Source organism: Streptomyces sp. NPDC001980 (assembly GCF_040296885.1).
Classification (GTDB): Bacteria; Actinomycetota; Actinomycetes; order Streptomycetales; family Streptomycetaceae; genus Streptomyces.
The window spans coordinates 56,114-76,354 of record NZ_JBEOYD010000001.1; the positions used below are offsets into that span (position 1 = coordinate 56,114).

Annotated in this window: 17 protein-coding genes; 4 read left to right on the forward strand and 13 right to left on the reverse strand. The window is 71.4% G+C overall.

What is annotated here, in order from left to right; all coding sequences use genetic code 11:
• Window positions 1-168: 168 nt before the first annotated feature.
• Genes ettA through ABT137_RS00275 form a run of 3 tightly spaced genes read left to right on the forward strand, consistent with a single transcriptional unit; the run spans window position 169 to window position 2,942 of the window.
• A complete protein-coding gene (gene ettA / locus ABT137_RS00265) occupies window positions 169-1,833 on the forward strand; it encodes an energy-dependent translational throttle protein EttA (protein WP_351700064.1) in 1,665 nt (554 codons plus the stop codon).
• Between the two features lie 6 nt (window positions 1,834-1,839).
• A complete protein-coding gene (locus ABT137_RS00270) occupies window positions 1,840-2,253 on the forward strand; it encodes an acyl-CoA thioesterase (protein WP_351700066.1) in 414 nt (137 codons plus the stop codon).
• Window positions 2,250-2,942: a DUF8010 domain-containing protein gene (locus ABT137_RS00275; RefSeq protein ID WP_351700068.1), complete on the forward strand. Its 693-nt coding sequence runs from the start codon at window positions 2,250-2,252 to the stop codon at window positions 2,940-2,942. The genes ABT137_RS00270 and ABT137_RS00275 overlap by 4 nt, the downstream gene beginning before the upstream one ends.
• Window positions 2,943-2,955: 13 nt before the next feature.
• Here ABT137_RS00275 and ABT137_RS00280 read toward each other — a convergent pair whose 3' ends face one another.
• The 5 genes from ABT137_RS00280 to ABT137_RS00300 all read right to left on the reverse strand — a co-directional run bounded on the left by ABT137_RS00280 (window position 2,956) and on the right by ABT137_RS00300 (window position 10,225).
• Window positions 2,956-3,360 (reverse strand): globin, encoded by a 405-nt coding sequence (locus ABT137_RS00280; RefSeq protein WP_351700070.1) that lies wholly within the window; start codon window positions 3,358-3,360, stop codon window positions 2,956-2,958.
• A 103-nt stretch (window positions 3,361-3,463) separates the two neighbouring features.
• Complete coding sequence (locus ABT137_RS00285) at window positions 3,464-5,149, reverse strand: FHA domain-containing protein (protein WP_351700072.1); 1,686 nt, start codon at window positions 5,147-5,149, stop codon at window positions 3,464-3,466.
• A 68-nt stretch (window positions 5,150-5,217) separates the two neighbouring features.
• Window positions 5,218-6,558, reverse strand: coding sequence for a vWA domain-containing protein (locus ABT137_RS00290; RefSeq protein WP_351700074.1), 1,341 nt, complete (start codon window positions 6,556-6,558; stop codon window positions 5,218-5,220).
• Window positions 6,559-6,712: 154 nt separating this feature from the next.
• Complete coding sequence (locus tag ABT137_RS00295) at window positions 6,713-8,092, reverse strand: PP2C family protein-serine/threonine phosphatase (protein ID WP_351700076.1); 1,380 nt, start codon at window positions 8,090-8,092, stop codon at window positions 6,713-6,715.
• Window positions 8,093-8,095: 3 nt separating this feature from the next.
• Complete coding sequence (locus ABT137_RS00300; RefSeq protein WP_502984440.1) at window positions 8,096-10,225, reverse strand: serine/threonine-protein kinase; 2,130 nt, start codon at window positions 10,223-10,225, stop codon at window positions 8,096-8,098.
• 10 nt (window positions 10,226-10,235) lie between these two features.
• On the opposite strand from ABT137_RS00300, the gene ABT137_RS51000 reads away from it, so the two are divergent.
• Window positions 10,236-10,607 carry a hypothetical protein gene (locus tag ABT137_RS51000; protein WP_502984441.1) on the forward strand — a complete coding sequence of 124 codons (372 nt, stop codon included), beginning with the start codon at window positions 10,236-10,238 and terminating at the stop codon, window positions 10,605-10,607.
• An 8-nt stretch (window positions 10,608-10,615) separates the two neighbouring features.
• Here the strand turns inward: ABT137_RS51000 and ABT137_RS00305 are convergent, their stop codons facing one another.
• From ABT137_RS00305 to ABT137_RS00340, 8 genes are all read right to left on the reverse strand, one after another.
• Entirely contained in the window at window positions 10,616-11,941 is a 1,326-nt protein-coding gene (locus ABT137_RS00305) for a hypothetical protein (protein WP_351700080.1), read from the reverse strand.
• Between the two features lie 47 nt (window positions 11,942-11,988).
• A complete protein-coding gene (locus tag ABT137_RS00310; protein WP_351700081.1) occupies window positions 11,989-13,029 on the reverse strand; it encodes a glutamate ABC transporter substrate-binding protein in 1,041 nt (346 codons plus the stop codon).
• A 14-nt stretch (window positions 13,030-13,043) separates the two neighbouring features.
• Window positions 13,044-14,459: a GlnX family signal transduction membrane protein gene (locus ABT137_RS00315; RefSeq protein ID WP_502984442.1), complete on the reverse strand. Its 1,416-nt coding sequence runs from the start codon at window positions 14,457-14,459 to the stop codon at window positions 13,044-13,046.
• Window positions 14,460-14,803: 344 nt separating this feature from the next.
• Window positions 14,804-15,775: an N-acetylglucosamine kinase gene (locus ABT137_RS00320; RefSeq protein ID WP_351700083.1), complete on the reverse strand. Its 972-nt coding sequence runs from the start codon at window positions 15,773-15,775 to the stop codon at window positions 14,804-14,806.
• Window positions 15,766-17,034 carry a 6-phospho-beta-glucosidase gene (locus ABT137_RS00325; protein WP_351700085.1) on the reverse strand — a complete coding sequence of 423 codons (1,269 nt, stop codon included), beginning with the start codon at window positions 17,032-17,034 and terminating at the stop codon, window positions 15,766-15,768. The genes ABT137_RS00320 and ABT137_RS00325 overlap by 10 nt, the downstream gene beginning before the upstream one ends.
• Window positions 17,035-17,041: 7 nt before the next feature.
• A complete protein-coding gene (locus tag ABT137_RS00330) occupies window positions 17,042-17,935 on the reverse strand; it encodes a carbohydrate ABC transporter permease (protein ID WP_089107451.1) in 894 nt (297 codons plus the stop codon).
• 2 nt (window positions 17,936-17,937) lie between these two features.
• The gene (locus ABT137_RS00335) at window positions 17,938-18,879 is read right to left on the reverse strand and encodes a carbohydrate ABC transporter permease (protein WP_351700087.1); all 942 of its coding nucleotides are present in this window, start codon (window positions 18,877-18,879) and stop codon (window positions 17,938-17,940) included.
• A 2-nt stretch (window positions 18,880-18,881) separates the two neighbouring features.
• The gene (locus ABT137_RS00340) at window positions 18,882-20,225 is read right to left on the reverse strand and encodes an ABC transporter substrate-binding protein (RefSeq protein WP_351700089.1); all 1,344 of its coding nucleotides are present in this window, start codon (window positions 20,223-20,225) and stop codon (window positions 18,882-18,884) included.
• Between the last annotated feature and the right edge of the window lie 16 nt (window positions 20,226-20,241).

The window sequence follows — 20,241 nt, forward strand, 5'->3', positions numbered from 1 at the left end:
GCGAGGCCACCCGACAGTGACCGACAGTGACAGCCGGACCACCGCGGCCAACCACGAACCCCCAGGTCAGAGCCCCCCGGGTCAACGAGTTTCCGCCCAGGGCTGGCCGTACGGCAAGATGGGGTGTATCTGCCCACTGCCTGATTTCAAGCTGCCGGACGGTTTCTCTTGGCTGAGTTCATTTACACCATGCGCAAGACGCGCAAGGCGCACGGCGACAAGGTGATTCTCGATGACGTCACCCTGAACTTCCTGCCGGGGGCCAAGATCGGCGTCGTCGGTCCGAACGGTGCCGGTAAGTCGACCGTGCTGAAGATCATGGCGGGACTGGAGCAGCCGTCCAACGGCGACGCCTTCATCTCGCCCGGTTACAGCGTCGGCATCCTCTTGCAGGAGCCCACGCTCACCGAGGACAAGACCGTCCTGGAGAACGTCCAGGAGGGTGTCTCCGCGATCAAGGGCAAGCTCGACCGGTTCAACGAGATCGCCGAGCTGATGGCGACCGACTACTCCGACGCGCTGCTCGACGAGATGGGCAAGCTGCAGGAGGACCTCGACCACGCCAACGCCTGGGACCTCGACGCCCAGCTGGAGCAGGCCATGGACGCCCTCGGGTGCCCGCCCGGCGACTGGCCCGTCACCACCCTCTCCGGTGGTGAGAAGCGCCGGGTCGCGCTCTGCAAGCTGCTGCTCGAAGCTCCCGACCTGCTGCTCCTCGACGAGCCCACCAACCACCTCGACGCCGAGTCGGTGAACTGGCTGGAGCAGCACCTCGCCAAGTACGCGGGGACCGTCGTGGCCATCACCCACGACCGGTACTTCCTCGACAACGTCGCCGAGTGGATCCTCGAGCTCGACCGCGGGCGCGCCTACCCGTACGAGGGCAACTACTCCACCTACCTGGAGACCAAGGCCACCCGTCTCAAGGTCGAGGGCCAGAAGGACGCCAAGCGGCAGAAGCGGCTCAAGGAAGAGCTGGAGTGGGTGCGGTCGAACGCCAAGGGGCGCCAGGCCAAGTCCAAGGCCCGTCTTGCGCGGTACGAGGAGATGGCCGCCGAGGCCGACAAGATGCGGAAGCTGGACTTCGAGGAGATCCAGATCCCGCCGGGCCCGCGGCTGGGCAGCATCGTCGTCGAGGTCGACAAGCTGAACAAGGCCTTCGGGGAGAAGGTCCTCGTCGACGGACTGTCGTTCACGCTGCCGCGGAACGGCATCGTCGGCGTCATCGGCCCGAACGGCGCCGGCAAGACCACGCTCTTCAAGATGATCCAGGGCCTGGAGACGCCGGACTCCGGCGACATCAAGGTCGGCGAGACCGTCAAGATCTCCTACGTCGACCAGGGCCGGTCCAACCTCGACCCCAAGAAGACGCTGTGGGAGGTCGTGTCCGACGGGCTCGACTACATCAACGTCGGCCAGGTGGAGATGCCGAGCCGGGCGTACGTGTCCGCGTTCGGGTTCAAGGGCCCGGACCAGCAGAAGCCGACCGGTGTCCTCTCCGGCGGTGAGCGCAACCGCCTCAACCTCGCGCTCACCCTCAAGCAGGGCGGCAACCTGCTGCTCCTCGACGAGCCGACCAACGACCTGGACGTGGAGACCCTCTCCAGCCTGGAGAACGCGCTGCTGGAGTTCCCCGGCTGCGCCGTCGTCGTCTCCCACGACCGGTGGTTCCTCGACCGGGTGGCGACGCACATCCTCGCCTACGAGGGCGAGTCCAAGTGGTTCTGGTTCGAGGGCAACTTCGAGTCGTACGAGAAGAACAAGATCGAGCGACTGGGACCGGACGCCGCGCGTCCGCACCGCGCCACCTACAAGAAGCTGACCCGGGGCTGATCGAACTTGCGCCATCTCTACCGCTGCCCCCTGCGCTGGTCCGACATGGACGCGTACGGCCATGTCAACAACGCGGTCTTCATCCGCTACCTGGAGGAGGCACGGATCGACTTCCTGTTCCGCCCGGACAAGGAGTTCAAGCAGGGGTCGGTGGTGGCGCGCCACGAGATCGACTACAAGCGGCAGCTCGTCCACCGGCACCACCCGGTCGACATCGAGCTGTGGATCACCGAGATCAGGGCCGCGTCCTTCACCATCACCTACGAGGTGAAGGACGACGACCTGGTCTACGTACGGGCCTCGACGGTCGTCGTGCCGTTCGACTTCGACGCCGGACGGCCGCGCCGGATCACCGCCGAGGAGCGGGACTTCCTGGAGGAGTACCGCGACGACGACAAGGAGGAGGCCGTCGCCGCATGACGGTGCTCCACCTCGCTGACGACGGGGAGGCGGCGGACCTCGCGGCCTTCCTCTCCCGGCTGCTCCACTACGACCGCTCGGCCGCGGTGCGGCTGCAGGCGGCCGGCACCGCGCTCGCCGTCTTCGGGCGGCCGCCCTCCTTCGAGGTGCTGGCGATCCGCGCGGTGCGGCTCGCCAAGCCGTACGAGGACGGGCTGGACGTCACCCTCGACGTGACCGTGTCGGCGGGCGAACTGCTGGAGTCGCTGGACGAGCGGGCCGCCACGGCCGCCGTGCCGAAGGCGGTGACCGGGCCGCCGTGGGCCGGCGTGCTGCCGCCGCGGGGCGGCTGGCGGGCCGAGCCGGGGCTGCCCGCGCCGCAGGCGCTGCGCGCCACGGTGACCGCCGCGGTCGGTGAATTCCGGTCCCGTACCGAGGAGTTGGCCCCGGACGGCCGTACCCGCGCCGCACTCGACCGGATCGGGCGGGACATCTGGTCCCGGACGGTCGGCGGCACCCGGCTGCCGGTCCGGGCCGTCCACGCGGCGCAGTCACTGGGCTTCCTGCGTCCGGGCGACGGGCCGGGCGGCGGGCCGAACGACGAGGCCGTACTGCTCTCGGCGGGGGCCTGGCTGCGGCTGCGGACCCCGTTCGGGTCGATCGCCGTACGACGGGCGGGGCTCGGGGCGCTGGACGTCAGCGTCCGCTGAGCGCCGACGGCGGTCAGTCGGGTGTGTTGACCATCGAGGCGGCCGCGTAGGTGAGGTAGTTCCAGAGCTGTTCGCGGTGCTCGGCGGAGAGGCCGAGCTCGTCCACGGCCACCTGCATGTGCCGCAGCCAGGCGTCGTGCGCCGCCCGGTCCACGGTGAACGGCGCGTGCCGCATCCGCAGCCGCGGGTGACCGCGGTTGTCGCTGTACGTCGTGGGACCGCCCCAGTACTGGATGAGGAACAGGGTGAGCCGCTCCTCGGCCGGTCCCAGGTCCTCCTCCGGGTACATCGACCGCAGGACCGGGTCCTCGGCGACGCCCTCGTAGAAACGGTGGACGAGCCGACGGAAGGTCTCCTCCCCGCCGACCTGCTCGTAGAAGGTCTTCTCCTGAAGCGTGCCGCGCCGAATCTCTCTCACCCTTACATGGTCTCAGACGGGGTGGCCCAGGACTTGAGGCTTAGGACCCGGAGGCGGAGCCGCACACCGATACCGCACCGCGCCCCCGAAGGGGCGCTGCAGCTCAGCCCCGCCTGACAGTGATCGTCGTCCACGCGCCCACGTGCACGCGGTCCCCGTCCTGCAACGGCACCGGCACGAAGGGCTGGATCGGCTCCTCGCCGCCGTTCACCGTGGTGCCGTTCGTCGAGTTCTGGTCGACGACCGCCCAGCTGCCGTCCGGCTGCTGGACCAGGACCGCGTGCTGGTGCGAGACGCCCGGGTCCTCCGGCGGTACCGACAGGTCGATGTCGGGGGTGTCACCGGTGGAGTGCCGACGGCGGCCGATGGTGACCTGGTTGCCGGTGAGGGCGCGCTGCTGCTCCGGGGAGTACGCGGGCAGGTTGAGGCCGGCCGCCTCCGGGCCCGAGCGCTGCATCATGGCCATGAAGTACTCGCGGTCCGGACCGATCGTCGCCGTCCAGGCCGCCGGACCCTGCGGGGCCTGCGGGAAGGCGGGGCCGGGCGGGGCCTGCGTGGCGCCGGGCTGCGGGTAGCCGTAGCCGCCGGGACGGGCGGGCGCGCCGGGGCCCGCCGGACCCCCGGCCGGCCCGGGCGGGGAGATCACCCAGTCGTCGTCACCGCCGCCGAAGGACGGGCCGCCGGCCGGCTGCCTGGTCTCCTGCGGGAAGCCGGCCGGCGCGGGCGGGGCCGACTGCTGGAAGGCGCCGGGAGCGCCCCCGGTGGTCGCACCGGGGCCGCCGTGCGGCGGCGGAACCGGCGGCCGGGACGGGTCCGAGCCGCCGAAGGGCCCGGCGGCGGGGCCGCCGGAGGGATCGCGGGTGTAGGGGCCGGAGGCCTGGCCGGCGCCGGGAGGGGCACCGAACGCGGACGCGCCGCCGGCGTTCTGGCCCGGGGCGCCGCCGAACGCCGGGGGCGGAGAAGAGGGGCCGCGCTCGCCGCCGTAGGGCGGGGGAGCGGACTGGCCGCGGTCGCCGCCGAAGGCGGGCGGGCCGGACTGGCCCGGGGCGCCGCCGAACGCCGGCGGACCGGACTGACCTCGGTCACCGCCGCCGAAGCCCGACGGGCCGGACTGACCCCGGTCGCCACCGAAGGCGGACGGGCCGGACTGACCCCGGTCGCCACCGAAGGCGGGTGGGCCGGACTGGCCGCGGTCGCCGCCGCCGTAGCCGGACGGACCGGAGGGCCCCGACGGGCCGGGCGGCGGTCCCGAGGGGCCGCGGTCGGCGCCGAAGGCGGACGGGCCGCCGCGCTCGCCCGCGAACGGCGTCGGCCCCGAGGGCTCGCTGCCGAAGGACGGGATCGGCTCGGCCGGACGGTTCACCTGCGAGGGACGCGAGCCCTGGTACTCGTACGAGTCACCGCCGCCGCCGAACGACGGCGGGGCCGGCGGCCGGAAGGTCGGCGCGGCCGGGCCGCCGCCCGCGGGCGGGCGCGGGGCGGCCGGGGTGTACGAGGTGGCCGTGTTGGTCAGGAAGTTCCAGCGGCACTCCTCGCAGAACGGCGCACCGCCCTCACGGGGCGTACGGCACTGCGGGCAGAGCTCCGGCTCGTGTGCGTTCGGCACCGCGGACAGATGGCGGCCGCCGCCCATCGGGCCACCGGCCGGGGCGCCGGGCGCGGGCGGCGGGAAGCCGTAGCCGCCGGCGGTCGGCGGGGGCGGCGGAGGTACGGCACCGGCCATGCGGTGACCGCACACCTCGCACCAGTCGTCGGAACCCGACTGGTGTCCGTTCGGGCAGGTCGGCATGGCGGGCTTCCCTCTCTGTCAGGATCGTCCTGAGCCTGTCTGGGTGGTCCTGCGTGTGGACTGTCAGGTCACTTCTTTACACGAACAGTCTTTGTGGACCTTGTCTCGAGAGTCATCTCGTCGGCCTCCTCGACCTTCGCCTTCAGTCGCACAGTACCTGTCGTGGCGTCGACCACGTCCACCACCTTCGCAAGCAGTTTCGCAGTATCCGCGTTCCCGGAAGCGCTTGCCAACTGAACGGCCCGACCCAGTTTGGCCGTTGCCCCGTCCATATCGCCCGCTTTGCGGAGATCGAGACCCTGTTGGATGGCTTGTGCCAGTTCGGCCTGGCCGGTGTAGTGGGCGACTTGGGGGTTGATGGAGGTCGAGGCGGCCATGTCGTCCGTCCACACCGCCCTGATCAGGCCCTGCGCGCCCAGGTTCTGGACGCTGCCGTCGGGCTGCGGGACGACCAACGACACACGCGCGGCGAGCATTTCCTGGCCGAGGCCGGCCGTGGGGACCTCCACACAGACGTGGTAGTCACGGGACTCGTCTCCCCACGATCCGGTCGGGTAATCCCCGGCGCGCGGCCCCGCCTCGGTGCGCCGGTCGGTCAACGCCTCGACCGTGGGCGCCACTTGCTTGACGAACTTGATCGTCGTGCCGACCGGGGTCCACAGCCGCAGCGCGACGTCCGCGACCTCCTTGCCCATCGCCGTCTCCATCATCTGCGTGAAGTCGGCGGCCAGACCCGTGGGATCGGCGACTATGTCGGCGGTGCCGAGGAGCGCGGAGGCGATCCCTGTGACTTCTTTCACTTCCCAGTCGGTGCCGACACCGCGCGCGTCACAGGTGAACCGCCCGGCGCAGGAGTCCAGGGCGGCCTTGAGGTCCTCCGGCGACTCGTGCTCGTTGCGGCCGTCGGTGAGCAGGATGCCGTGCCGGATGGTGACGTCCGCGGAGGAGAGGAGCCGGTCGGCGAGCCGCAGCCAGGTGCCGATCGCCGTCCCGCCGCCCGCGCTGAGCCTGCGCAGCGCCTGCTTGGCCTGGTCCCGGGTGGAGCGGTCGGCCACCGCGAGCCGGCCGCCGCCCGGATAGACCTCCTTGGCCACGTGCGTGCCGCCGATCACCGCGAAGTGGGTGCCGTCGCGCAGGGTGTCGATCGCGGCCGCGGTGGCGTCCCGGGCGTTGCGCATCTTGGTGGGCGGGTAGTCCATCGACCCCGAGCAGTCGACCATGATCGCCACCCCGGCGGCGGGCCCCTGCCCGGGTGCGTACGACGCCCCGACCGCGGTCCCGACGGTGCCGCCGCCGGTCGCCGTCACCGTGACGATCGCGTTGACCTCGCGGCCGCCCTCCGGCAGGTACTCGTTCTGGTACACGTCCACCGAGAACTGCGGCACGCTCGATTTCGAGAAATTGGCCATGACTGCTCTGGTCCCCCTCCACCCCACGCGTGGTGGGTGCTGACGGTGTGCGGACCGGTCCCCTCCGGTCCGCCGGTGCTTCCCCGTACGTCTCTCGCCGTACGCCTCTTTCCCCGTGCGTCTCTCTCCCGTTTGCGGCCGTTTTGCGGCGGCCTCAGGCGGATCCTGCCCCCTGCGGCGGTTCCGGGAACGGCAGCAGCGCCACTGTTACGTTGTCGTGGCCCCCGCCGTCCAGGGCGTGGCCGACCAGCACCCGGGCCGCGTGCAGCGGCCGTACGTCCGCGTCTGGGGGGATGACCTCGGCCATCTCCTCGGCCGTCTCCGCGTAGTTCCACAGGCCGTCGCTGCACACCACCACCACGCCGGGCCGGTCCGGCTTGAAGGAAGCGGTGTGCGGCTCCAGCTCGTACGCGTCCGCGCCGAGCCAGCCGGTGATCGCGTGGGCGCGCTCGTCGGCGTACGCCTCCGCCTCGCTCATCAGGCCCGCGGCGACCATCTGCGCGGCCCAGGAGTCGTCCTCGGTGAGCCGGGCCGCCGGGGCGCTCCGGTCCACCGGCACCCAGTAGACCCGGCTGTCGCCGACCCAGCCGACCACCAGCAGGCCCGAGGCCACGATCGCGGCGACGATCGTGCACGCCGGGGCGTTCTGGTGCGGGGCGTGCTCACGGGCCGAGGGGGGCTCCTCCGCGAGGGCGTTGACGGCCTCGGCGGCCGCGACGATCGCGTCGTGCAGCGCCTGCTGCGGATGGGTGCCCTGCGGCAGCGCGGCCAGCAGCCCCTCGATCGCGGCCCGGGACGCGGCCATGGAGGCCTCGTCGGGACGGGTCGCCGAGGAGACGCCGTCGCAGACGACCGCCAGCGCGGCCGGGGTGCCGTCGGGCAGCGCGGTGTGGCCGACGGCGAACGCGTCCTCGTTGCGGTGGTGGCGCAGCCCGCGGTCGCTGACGGCGGCCACCGGGCCCGCCTCCTGCTCCATGTGGTCGCGCTCGCGCGGCTGGGCGTGCCCGCAGTTCTCGCAGTACCCGTCGTCGTCGACCCGGCCCGCGCGGCAGGCCACGCACACCTTCGGCAGCTCGGTGGTCTCGGCCGACTCGGCGGCGGAGGCCGCCACCCGCGGATCGGGCGCCTGGAGCGGGTACTCGTCCGGCTCCGGCGGCCGGTCGAACCGCACCCCGGAGGCCGGCGACACCGGCGAACCGTGCGGGGGTGAACCGTGCGGCGGCGGGGAGGCCGGCGAGCCGTGCGGGGGCGGCGACGCGGGCAGCGGCTTGCCGCCCGAGTCGGTGCCGGGCAGGTCGGTCGGCAGATGCGGTGCCGCGGGCTTTCCTGAGCTCTCCGGCTCGGGCGGGGGCCAGTCCACGCCCGAGGATCCCACACCGGCGGCGCCCATGGTGAGGGTCGGATGGTCCTGCGGCGCGGCGGGCACGGCCGACAGGTCGTACCCGCACGCACCGCAGAACAGGTCACCCGATTCGAGCGGCTCCGCGCAGCTCGGGCACTTCGCCGGTGCGGCCTGCTGGGGCATCTGCGACATCAACTACACCCACGTCCGGGGGCGGTAACGGTTGGCCCGTTCCACCAGGTCGATCCTCTCCTCACCGCCGGTCGCCAGTCTGGCCAGCGTGCGGTACGAGCGTTCCAGGCCGAAGCGGAGGCCCCGCTCGTCCAGACCGCTGCCCAGCAGCACCCGGCCGCCGACAGTGGGCTGGGAGTCCTGGCCCCCGGAGAGTATCCAGTCCAGCGCGCAGCCGAGGACTTCCGCCGACAACTGCTCGCGCCGGGCCGGATCCAGACCGTACGCGTCCAGCGCCTCGATCTGCCCGGCGGCGGCCGTCAGGTCGTCCAGGAACGGCGTGTCGTCGGCCGCCGCGGTCCGGTGCCGCAGCCGCGCCCGTACGGCCGCCACCCGGGCCGCCGTGTAGTGGATCGAGGCCTCCGGCACCGACTCCAGCGTCCGTACGGCACCCCGCCGGTCCCCGCCCGCCAGCTGCACCCGGCCCAGGTCGAACGCGGAGCTGACGAAGCCCGGGTCGGTCGCCCACACCAGCCGGTAGTACTCGGCCGCGTTGTCCAGCTGGCCGAGCACCTCCGCGCACAGGCCGAGCGCCAGCTTCGGCGCGGTCTCGCCGGGGAAGGCGTCGTAGATCGCGTCGAAGGACAGCGCCGCGCCCTCGAAGTCGCCGGTGACCAGGCCGGCCACGCCCCGGCACCAGACCACCCGCCAGTCGTCGGGCCGCTCGTCCTCCAGCCGGCCGAGGCTCACCAGCGCGGCCTCGAAGTCGCCGTTCTCCAGCCGGGCGCGGACCTGCCGCAGCTCGGTCTCGACCGTCTGCGTCGGTGCCGCGGCCAGCGCGCTGAGCAGGCTGACCTCGCCCACCAGCGAGGTGGACAGGCCCGCCAGGAAACCGGCGTTCGGGTCGCTCTGGTCGACCAGCGGCACCGGCAGGGCGAGCGCGGCGGCCGGGGTGGCGATGGGCTTCACCAGAGCCGGGTCGGCCGGGGCCGCGGCCGGCCCCGACGGGTCCAGCGCCAGCGTTCTGGAGGCCACCGTCCGCCCGCCCAGCCGGGACACGTCCCCGTCCAGCTTCGGGAACAGCTCGGTGTCCGTGACCTTCACCTCGGGCCCGAACAGCGTGGACAGCGCGGGCCGGGCCGTGCCGGTCTGCACCGAGACGACCTCGCGCAGCACGCCGGTCAGCTGCTCGGCCATCTCCTGTGCGGAGGCGAACCGGCGGGCCGGGTCGGGGTCGGTGGCCCGGACCAGCAGCCGGTAGAACGACTCGTACTGCCGGAAGACCTCGATGTTGTCCGGGTCGGGCAGGGAGTCCACGAAGACGGTCGTGTAGCCCTGGAAGTCGAAGGCGAGGACGGCGAGGGTACGGCCGACCGTGTACAGGTCGGAGGCGACGGACGGGCCGACCTCGGCGACCTCGGGCGCCTGGTAGCCGACCGTGCCGTAGATGGCCGACTCGTCGTCGTCCATCCTGCGCACCGCGCCCATGTCGATCAGCTTGAGCTGGTCCTCGGTCTGGATGGCGTTGTCGACCTTGAAGTCGCAGTAGAGCAGGTTGCGGCTGTGCAGGTGGCCGAGGGCCTCAAGAGCCTCGATGCCATAAGCACAGGCCTGCTCCACCGGCAGCGGGTCGCGGCGGCCCTCCGGGGTACGGCGGTCGTTGGCGATCTCCTTCAGGGACTTGCCGCCGACGTACTCCATGACGATGTAGCCGTCGAGGGAGCCGGTGCGCTGGTCCAGGTGCTCGACGAAGTTGTAGATCCGCACGATGTTGGCGTGCTCGATCTCCGCGAGGAACCGCCGCTCGGAGATCGCCGCGGCCATCGCGTCCTGGTCGCCGGTGTCCAGGAGGCCCTTGAGGACCACCCAGCGGTCGGAGACGGCCCGGTCCACCGCGAGGTAGATCCAGCCCAGCCCGCCGTGCGCGAGACAGCCCACGACCTCGTACTGGCCGTGCACCACGTCGCCGCCCTTGAGCTTGGGCACGAACGAGTACGGGTTGCCGCACTTGGTGCAGAAGCCCTCGGTCCGGCCCGGCCGCTCCCCGCGGGCCCGGCCCACCGGCGCCCCGCAGTCCGCCCGCGAGCAGAACCGCTTCCGCTCCGGCACCTCGGGGTTCTCCAGGACCATCTCGCGCGGGTCCGGCTTCGGCACCTGCGGCACCGTGACCAGGCCCGCTCCCAACCGGCTGCGCCCGGACGTGCTCGCCGAGGAACCGGAGCTGCGCACCGACACCGAACGGCCCGTCGACTTGCCCGACAGGGACCGCGACAGCCGCCCGGAGACCGAACGGCGCGACTTCGACGACTGCGACGACGTACGCGAACTGCTCCGGCTGCTGCGGCTGCTGGAACCCGAACTGCCGCTGCCCGTCGAACCCCTGCCGCCCGCCGTGATCCCGGTGGGCGGCGAGCCGACCATACCGCTCGCCGAGACGACCGGGGCCAGACCGCAGGTGTCGCAGTACAGCTCACCGCCGCCCACGTCCTCGTACGATCCCTCACAGCCCGGCCGCTGGCACGGCTCTCCCGCCTGACTCACGGCTTACTCCCCCCTCCGGTCCTCGGGCCCGCTCTGCTGCGGCACCCGCGGCGCCCCCAGCGCCTCGGCCACCGACTGCTGATAGCGCAGCACCGCCTGCTCCGCGACCCTGAGATCGCAGGGCGCACTCCACAACATCCGCCGGGCCGCGTCGTACCGCTCGATGAGGAACGGGTCCTCCGCCAGCCCGTGCCGGGCCACCTTCGCCTTGTACGCGTCCAGCCGGCCGCGCAGCTCCGCCCGCACCGCGAGCGGCGCGGTGACCGCCGTCAACGACTCACGGGCCCGCAGCAGTTCGTCCTCCGCCTTCTGCTCCAGAGACTCAAGGAGCGGCGACAGACGGTGCCACTGGGCCCCTCTGCGGTACTCGGCGGCCGCCGCCAGCTGCTCCTGCAGCACGGTCGGCGGGCCGCTGACCACCGGCACCTCGGTCGCCGCGATCTTCGCCAGCACCTCACCCCGTGCCGTGCGCGCCTCGGCGAGGGTGCGGTCCGCGCGGGACAGCACGTCCCGCAGCTTGATCAGCCGGGCCTCGGCGTCCTGCCGTACCGTCAGCACGGCGTCGATCTCCCGCCGCACCTCCTCCAGCGCCTGCGCCTCCCGGTCGTACACCGTGGTGTCGGGCCGGCCGCCGCCCGGCGCCGAACTCCCCGGCGCCGGAACCCAGAACGCCAGCGGGTCGGAGACCACGTCCTCGCGCAGCTTCGTCAGCGTGCGGGTGATCCGCTCCAGGTCGTCGCCCGCCGGGTGCTCGCCGGGGCGCACGCCGACGGAGTGCGCCAGCTTGCGGGTGCGCTGCAGCTCGGCGGCGAGTAAATCGATCCGCGCGGGCAACGCCGACCACACCGCGTCGGCGGTGACGACCATGTCCAGCGAGGTCGCGTACAGCTCGTTCATCCGGTCGACCAGGGTGGTCAGCGAGAAGCGCTCGCTGAGCCGGCCGGCCGCGGACAGCAGGGTCGGCGCGTTCGCCGTCGCGGTCGCGCTGCCCGCCACCGTCACCGACTCGCCGCGCAGCAGCTCGGTCAGCTCCACCAGGTCCTCACGGCTGGACCAGCGGCGCCGGGCCCTGATCTCCCGGGCGGAGCGCAACGCGTCCGTGTAGGCGTCGAAATAGGCCCACAGCAGGGTGATCGAGGCCTCGGCGGACGTCCACCGCTCCCGGGTCGTCCCGGTCAGCTCGGCGCCTTCGAGGAGCCTGCGGCCCGCGTGGTCCTGCAGGGCGAGCAGCGAGGTCTCGATCGCCTCGTGCTCCGCGCCGAGCCGCGCCAGCGCACGGTCCACCTCGTCCCGGTCCATCAGCGGCCCGGCGGGGTCCGTGACGCCCATCGATCACCTCTCGCTTGCTCGTCGGGGCTGGGCCTCGCGGATGCGGGTCAGCTGGTGCGCAGGTACTGCGGCGCGGGTGGTTTCGACGCCGTCGAGTCCGCTCCCAGTGTCGCCGACAACCACTTGTCGTACGACGCCTGCCAGCCGTCGGACCGGTACTCCACCAGGATCTGGTTGACCCTGCGGACCAGATCGGTCGCGTCCTTCTTCATCGCCACCCCGTAGTACTCGGTCGTGAAGGCGGCGCCCTTGAGCTCGACCGTCGGGTCCTGGGCGGCCTGGCTGGCGGCCAGCGCGCCGTCGGTGACCACCGCGTCGGCCTCGCCGAGCTGCAGCCGCACCAGGCAGTCGAGTTGGTTGGGGACGGTGGTGGAGATGTCCGCCGAGGCGGCCAGCTTCCCGGACTTCCTGTCGGCGTCCAGCTTGGTGTACGCCGTCGAACCGGCCGCCGTGCAGATCTTCTTGTGCGCGAGCGTGTCGTTGTAGCCCGTGATCGACGACGACTTGGGGGCGAGGACCTGCTGCCCGGTCTTGAAGTACGGCGCGGAGAACGCGACATCGTCGAGCCGCGTGCAGTTGATGGTCATCGTGCGCACCACCATGTCGACGCGGCCGTCCTGGATCGCCGGGATCCGCTGGCTCGTCGGAATCGCCTTGAACTGCACCGCGTTCGGGTCGCCGAGGATGTCCTGGGCGATCCGGTGCACCAGGTCGATGTCGAAACCCTCCAGCTCCGCGTCCGAGGTGTTCGGGTTGCGGTAGCCCCAGCGGTAGCTGTTCTGGTCGACGCCGACGATCAGCTTCCGCTTGGCGCCGGTACGGGCCTTGATGGCGTCGATGGTGGACCCGTCCGCGCCCGACGGCGACCAGGTCTCGTTCTGCGCCTGGGAGTCCACGCACTTGTCGGCCTTCGCCGGGCTGCCGGTGGCCAGCCCCGGACCGCCGAGCCCCTCGCCCTGCCCGCCGGCTCCGCGGGACTGGGTGAGCGGCAGCAGCAGGTAGAACGCCAGCGCCAGGGCGCAGCCGACCGCCATCGCGCCCACCCCGCCCCAGCCGCGCAGGGAGACCCTCATCCTCCGCACGAACATCGCCACGCCCCCTCTCACCGGTACTCCGAAAGCCTGCGCCCGATGCCGAACAGCGCGCCGGCCGCCGCCGCGACTCCCAGCATGGCGGCACCGATCGGCAGCCCGGACATGGCGTCCCGCCCGTCGGTGGCCTGCTCCTTGAACTCGGTCTCCTCGTACGCCAGCGCGTTCTTCAGGTTCGTGTCGACGCTGTCGAAGCACTCGGCGGTCGCGTCCTTCGTGCCGATCACCTTGTCCAGCGCCGCCTGGTAGTCGCCGTTCTCGTCCTCGGTGCGGGCGGCGGCGTGCCGCTCCTTCCACACCTTCATGTTCCCCTCGGCGGCCACGACGGGCTTGCTGCCGGCCGTGTTCTTCGCGAGCGCCGCGGCCTCGGTGAGGCCCTTGCCGAGCGTGTCCATGTCCTTGTCGAAGTCGTAGTAGTACGCGTCGTACGTCTGCCCGCCGACGGTGACCGTCTCGGCGCCGCGTGCCACCAGGCTCAGGTTCTCGTTCCCGCGCGCCTTCAGGGAGGCGATCCGGGCGTCGTGCAGCACGTTCAGCGAGCGGACGCCGTGGTCGTAGGAGCCGTCCAGGCCGGAGCGGGCGACGGTGTGGCCGACGACCAGCCACAGCAGCGTGACGACGGTGGCCGCGGAGGCCGCGACCAGGCCGTGGTTCAGCAGGCGGTTGGTCCGGCGGTAGTGGCGCAGCTGGGCCCAGGCGAGTGCGGCGAGCGCGAGGAGGCCGAGGACGATCGCCGCCCAGGGGTACGGCGTCGCGTCCGAGTAGTCGGAGGCGAGACGCGCGTTCTCCTCGGTGTAGAGGTCCTCCGCCGTCGGGAGCATCTCCTGCTGCATCTTCTCGTTCGCGTACCGCAGGTACGCGCCGCCGACCGGGTAGCCCTGCCGGTTGTACACCCGGGCCCGCTCCACCAGCCCCTTGTACTCCGGCAGCAGCGTGTTCAGCTTCGCCACGGCCGCCTCGGCGGGGGAGCCGGGCTCGGAGTTGGCGGCGGCGGTGACCAGCCTGGCGGCGGCGGTCCGGATGTCCTTCTCGTACCGCGCGCGGGAGGCGGGCGTCTCCTGACCGCCCGCCAGGAAGCCGCTGGAGGCCGTGGTGTTGGCGTCCGCCAGCGAACGGTAGATGTCGGCGGCGCCCGAACTCAGCGGCTGGCTGCGGTGCAGCACGTCGTCGGCGGCGGCCGCGCGGTCGGTCATCTGCCAGGCGGTGACGGCACCGAAGGCGACGATCAGCACGGCGAGGACGGCGCCGATGACGCGGAGCCGGCCGGGTTCGGTGGTGGCGGCGGTGCGCAGCTGATCGACGCCCTCCGCGAACGCGGAGCGGCGGCGCGGGGGCGCCGCCTCGGGCGTGGGGGAGCCGGTCCGCTGCGCGGGCAGGGCTGCGCCCGCGCCTGGCGGTGCCGCGCTCTTCGTCGGCGGGTGTGTCACTTGACCTCCCCCATGGTCATCCGGTCGCCGCCCAGTATCGCCGCCCGGACTGACATTCGGCACCGGCCTTCACTGGATCTTGATCGGATCGCAGCGGAACCCCTGCCCATGAATACGCCGGGGGAATCGGTTCGGTTCCGGAGGGGTGGTGACGGTGCGTTCCGGGGCGCGGGTGCGTGGGGGCTGGTCGCGCAGTTCCCCGCGCCCCTGAAAGACATAGCTGCGGGCAGTCGTGCCGCTGGGGCGGCACGGGTGGGCGCTGGGGGTCCCCCCGGCCGAAGGCTGGGGGAGGCACCCCGCCGGCGCCGGTAAGCGACACCCCCCGCCCCCGCCCCGACCCCTGATCACCCCTCGAAATACGCCCGCACCCTCTCCTGCACCGACACCCCCGCCCCCACCACATCCAGCCCCAGCAGCGCCGCCCCCAGCACCGGCCGCGCCGTCACCACCCTCGGTACCGCCTTCGGCGCCCGCGCCGCCAGCAACTCGCGCACCCCGTCGTCGAGTTGCGGATGTCCGCCCGCCAGCACCCCGCCCCCCAGCAGCACCGGCGTCTCCTCGTCCAGCAGCTCCAGGCGGGTCAGCGCGACCACCGCCATGGCCACCACCTCCTGCGCCAGCCGGTCCACGACCGCCCGGGCCACCGGGTCGCCGTCGGCCGCCGTCGCGAACAGCACGGGCGTCAACTCGTGGCGTCGGGCGGGCTCGACCTCCTCCCGGTGCAGCGCCTCGATCAGCGCGAGCATGCTGTCGTACCCGAAGTACGCGGGGAGCGCGCGGGCCAGGGCCGTACGCTCCCCGCGGCCGTCCTCCGCGCGTGCCGCGTGCCACAGCGCCTCCTCCGCCAGCCCCCAACCGCCGCCCCAGTCACCGGAGATGCGGCCGAGGGCGGGGAAGCGGGCGGTACGGCCGTCGGGGCGCATGCCGACGCAGTTGATGCCGGCGCCGCACACGACGGCAACCCCGCGCGGCTCGGTGACACCGGCCCGGAGGATCGCGAAGGTGTCGTTGCGGACCGCCACCGTCGCCCCCCACGCGCGCGTGGCCAGCGCGGCGGCCAACTGCTCCTCCTCGAAGGGGAAGTCGGCGTTGGCCAGGCACGCCGAGACGTGGGCGGCCGAGGTGACCCCGGCGGCGCCGTACGCCTCGGCGACCGCCGTGGCCACCTCGTCCACGGCCTGCTCCACCCCCACCACCGGCGGCCGGAAGCCGCCGGCCCGGGCCGTGGCGAGGACCTCGCCGTCCGCCGCCACCACCGCGACGTCGGTCTTGCTGTTGCCCGCGTCGATGGCGAGGACACTTGCGGTCAGGCCCACGCGAGGTGCTCCCGGTTGTGCGCGATCAGTCGGTCGGTCAGGGCGTCGGCGTACTCGTACTGGCCGATGAGCGGGTGGGCGAGCAGTGCGCGGAAGACGCGGTCCCGGCCGCCGCGCAGGGCCGCCTCCAGGGCCAGCTCCTCGTACGCCGTCACGTTCGCGACGAGCCCGGCGAAGAGCGGGTCGACGTCCGGGACGGGCAGCGGCACCGGGCCGTTCGCGCCCACCGCCGCCTGGACCTCGATCACCGCGTCGTCGGGGAGGAAGGGCAGCGTGCCGCCGTTGTACGTGTTGACCACCTGGTAGGGGTTGCCGGTGCTGCCGAGCAGCGCCGCGGCCAGGTCGACCGCCGCCTCCGAGTAGTAGGCGCCGCCCCGCTTGGCGAGCAGCTCCGGCTTCTCGTCCAGGGCCGGGTCGCCGTACATCTCCAGCAGCTGCTTCTCCATCGCGGCGACTTCCTCCGCCCGGGACGGCTTGGTGCGCAGCTCCCGCACCACCTCGTCGTGCGCGTAGTAGTAGCGCAGGTAGTAGGACGGGATGACGCCGCCCAGGCGGTCGAGGAGCGCCGTCGGCAGCTTGAGGTCGGCGGCGATGGCGTCGCCGTGCTCCCCGAGCAGCTTGGGCAGGACGTTCTCGCCCTCGGGGCCGCCGAGGCGGACCGCCGTCTCCCAGGTGAGGTGGTTGAGACCGAGGTGGTCCAGGTGGATCTCGGACGGCGTGACACCGAGCAGGTTCGCGAACTTCCGCTGGAAGCCGATCGCCACGTTGCACAGCCCGACCGCCTTGTGGCCCGCCTGGAGCAGGGCGCGGGTCACGATCCCCACCGGGTTGGTGAAGTCGATGATCCAGGCGTTCGGGTTGGTGCGGCGGACGCGTTCGGCGATGTCCAGGACGACGGGAACCGTGCGCAGGGCCTTGGCCAGGCCGCCGGCGCCGGTGGTCTCCTGGCCGATGCAGCCGCACTCCAGCGGCCAGGTCTCGTCCTGCTGCCTGGCCGCCTGGCCGCCGACGCGCAGCTGGAGCAGCACCGCGTCGGCACCCTCCACGCCCGCGTCCAGGTCCGAGGTGGTGACGATACGGCCGCCGTGGCCCTGCTTGGCGAAGATCCGGCGGGCCAGTCCGCCCACCAGTTCCAGGCGTTCGGCGGCCGGGTCCACGAGGACCAGTTCCTCGATGGGCAGGCTGTCCCGCAGGCGGGCGAAACCGTCGATGAGTTCCGGGGTGTAGGTCGAGCCTCCGCCGACCACAGTGAGTTTCATGTATGGGTTAACCCTTCACTCCGGTGAGCGTGACGCCCTCGACGAACGCCTTCTGGGCGAAGAAGAAGACGAGGATCACGGGGGCCATGACCAGCACGGTCGCGGCCATGGTCAGGTTCCAGTCGGTGTGGTGCATGCCCTTGAACGACTCCAGGCCGTAGGAGAGGGTCCAGGCGCCCGGGTTCTCCGAGGCGTAGATCTGGGGGCCGAAGTAGTCGTTCCAGGCGTAGAAGAACTGGAAGAGGGCGACGGCGGCGATGCCCGGCTTCGCCATCGGGATCACCACGCGCAGCAGCGTCCTGAGGTCCCCGCAGCCGTCCACCTTCGCCGCGTCCAGGTACTCGTTGGGGATCGTCATCAGGAACTGGCGCAGCAGGAAGATGGAGAACGCGTCGCCGAACGCCATCGGCACGATCAGCGGCCACAGGGTGCCGGAGAGGTCCAGCTGCTTCGCCCAGAACAGGTACATCGGGATGATGACCACCTGCGGCGGCAGCATCATCATCGAGATCACCAGCATCAGGGACAGATTGCGGCCCCGGAAGCGGAACTTGGCGAGCGCGTACGCCACCGGCAGCGAGGACACGACGGTCAGGACGGTGCCCAGGCCGGCGTAGATCAGGGTGTTCTTCCACCAGGTCAGGAAGCCTGGGGTGTCGAACACCTTCTTGTAGTTGCCCCACTCCCAGGTGTGCGGGATCAGGTCCCGGCTCAGCGCCTGGCTGTCGCTCATCAGCGAGGTCAGGAACACGAACACGAAGGGGAGGGTGAAGAACAGGGCGGCGGCGACGCCGAGGGAGTGCACCGCCACCCAGTTCAGCAACGCCTTGCGGCGGGCGGTGCGTTCGGCCTCCGACACCGGGGCCTTGAGCTCCGCCGGCCGGTCCAGCACTTGGGTCATCGTCAGTCACCTGCCTGGATGAGACCGCCCCGGCGCCGCATCAGGAACGCGGTGAACACCATGGACAGGGCGAAGAGCACCAGGGCGACGACACACGCGGAGCCGTAGTCGAAGCGCTGGAAGCCGAGGTTGTAGACGAGTTGGGGGAGCGTCAGCGTCGACTTCTCGGGATAGCCGGGCTCGAACTGCGTGCCCGCGCCCTGGATGACACCCGAGGCGACCTTTCCGGCGATGAGCGGCTGTGTGTAGTACTGCATCGTCTGGATGACACCCGTGACGACCGCGAACATCACGATCGGCGAGATGTTCGGGAGGGTCACGAACCGGAAGCGCTGCCAGGCCGACGCGCCGTCCAGCTCCGCGGCCTCGTACTGCTCCTTCGGCACGTCGAGCAGTGCGGCCATGAAGATGACCATCAGGTCGCCGACGCCCCACAGGGCCAGCAGGGTCAGGGCCGGCTTGGACCAGGTCGGGTCGTTGAACCAGCCCGGGGCCGGGATGCCGACCTTCTCCAGGATCGAGTTGACCGGCCCGGTACCGGGGTTGAGCAGGAACGCGAACGCCATGGTCGCCGCGACCGGCGGGGCCAGGTAGGGCAGGTAGAAGAGGGTGCGGAAGACCCCCGTACCCGTCTTGATCTTCGTGATGAGCATGCCGACGCCGAGCCCGAAGACGACCCGGAGCGACACCATCACGACCACCAGCCACAGGGTGTTGCGCAGCGCGGGCCAGAAGTACGGGTAGTGCTCGAAGACGTACGTCCAGTTCTTCGTGCCGGTCCACGTCGGCGCCTTGAAGCCGTCGTAGTGCATGAAGGAGAAATAGACCGTGGAGATCAGCGGGTACGCGAAGAACACCGCGAACCCGATCAGCCAGGGCGACATGAAGGCGACCGTCCGAAGCGCCGACCTGCGGCGCTTCGACGCCAGGGTGATGGTGCTCATCGCTACTTCGCCTGCGCGATGTCCGTGTCGATCTGCTTGGCCGTGTCCTCCAGGCCGGACTTGAGGTCCTTTACCTTGCCGCTCTCGTAGTCGTATCCGAAGTTCTGGATCGTCGCCAGGTACACACCGCCGTTGATGGAGGCCGGGGACGTCGTCGAGTTCGGGTTGGCGGCGATGTCCAGGAAGGTCTTGAAGCGCGGGTCGTACTTAAGCTTCGGCGACTTCAGGGCGGCCAGCGTGGACGGCACGTTGTGGATGGCGTTGGAGAAGTTCACCACCGCGTCCGTGTCCGTGGTGATGTACTTGACGAACTCCCAGGCCGCGTTCTGCTTCTTGCTGTTCGCGGCGATACCGGCGATCGTGCCGGTGATGTAGCCCTTGCCGTACTGCGCGACCTGGTCGTCCGGCACCGGCAGCGGGGCGACGCCGATGTCGAACTTCGTCTTGGCGTCCAGGGCCATGCCGAGCCGCCACTCGCCGTCCAACTGCATGGCGACCTGGCCGGTCTGGAAGGGGTGCTTGTCGCCCCACTCGTCGCCCAGCGTCGCCCGGTACTTCTCCAGCTTCTGGAATCCGCCGAGTTCGTCGACGAGGTTCTTCTGCAGCGTGAACGCCTCGGTGAAAGCGGGGTCCTTGGCGATGTTCGACTTGCCGTCGGACGTGAAGTACGTCGGCGAGAACTGCGCCTCGTAGTGCTCGGTCGTGGTCTCCCAGCCGTGGTAGTCCGGCATGAAACCGAGCTGCTTGTAGCTGTCGCCCTGGGCGATCGTCAGTTTCTTGGCGTCCGCCTGGAATTCGGTCCACGTCTTCGGCGGGCTGGTGATGCCGGCCTTCTTGAACGCCGTCTTGTTGTAGTAGAGGCCGTACGCGTCACCGAGCAGCGGCGCCGAGCAGCGGTTGCCGTCGTACTGGGTGTACTCGTTCATCGCCTTCGGGAACGTCGTCTCCGGGTCGATGCCCGACTTCTTGAAGAACGGGTTCAGGTCGACCAGCGCGCCCGAGGAGCAGAACTTGCCCACGTTGTTGGTGGTGAACGACGAGATGACGTCCGGGGCCTTGTCGCCGCCGCTGCGCAGCGCCTGGTTGATCTTGTCGTCGGTCATGTTGCTGACGACGTTGACGTGGATGTTGGGGTGCGCCTTCTCGAAGCCGGCGATCAGCGCGTTGACCGCCTTCACCTCGTTCGGGGCGCTCCAGGCGTGCCAGAAGTTGATGGTGGTGTTCGCGGAGGCGTCGTCGTCGGCTCCGGAGGACGACTGGCCGGTACAGGCGGTGAGCAGGGCCAGCGAACTGGCCGCCGCGGTCAGGGCAAAAGCCGTCTTTCGGGCAGCGGAGGGTATGGGCATGGCGAGATCTCCCGGG

Excerpts from the sequence above, each read along its gene's own strand:
- ABT137_RS00275 (WP_351700068.1), top strand. The coding sequence starts at position 2,250 with ATGACGGTGCTCCACCTCGCTGACGACGGGGAGGCGGCGGACCTCGCG.
- ABT137_RS00285 (WP_351700072.1), bottom strand. The coding sequence starts at position 5,149 with ATGCCGACCTGCCCGAACGGACACCAGTCGGGTTCCGACGACTGGTGC.
- ABT137_RS00290 (WP_351700074.1), bottom strand. The coding sequence starts at position 6,558 with ATGGCCAATTTCTCGAAATCGAGCGTGCCGCAGTTCTCGGTGGACGTG.
- ABT137_RS00295 (WP_351700076.1), bottom strand. The coding sequence starts at position 8,092 with ATGTCGCAGATGCCCCAGCAGGCCGCACCGGCGAAGTGCCCGAGCTGC.
- ABT137_RS00305 (WP_351700080.1), bottom strand. The coding sequence starts at position 11,941 with ATGGGCGTCACGGACCCCGCCGGGCCGCTGATGGACCGGGACGAGGTG.
- ABT137_RS00310 (WP_351700081.1), bottom strand. The coding sequence starts at position 13,029 with ATGTTCGTGCGGAGGATGAGGGTCTCCCTGCGCGGCTGGGGCGGGGTG.
- ABT137_RS00325 (WP_351700085.1), bottom strand. The coding sequence starts at position 17,034 with ATGAAACTCACTGTGGTCGGCGGAGGCTCGACCTACACCCCGGAACTC.
- ABT137_RS00330 (WP_089107451.1), bottom strand. The coding sequence starts at position 17,935 with ATGACCCAAGTGCTGGACCGGCCGGCGGAGCTCAAGGCCCCGGTGTCG.
- ABT137_RS00335 (WP_351700087.1), bottom strand. The coding sequence starts at position 18,879 with ATGAGCACCATCACCCTGGCGTCGAAGCGCCGCAGGTCGGCGCTTCGG.
- ABT137_RS00340 (WP_351700089.1), bottom strand. The coding sequence starts at position 20,225 with ATGCCCATACCCTCCGCTGCCCGAAAGACGGCTTTTGCCCTGACCGCG.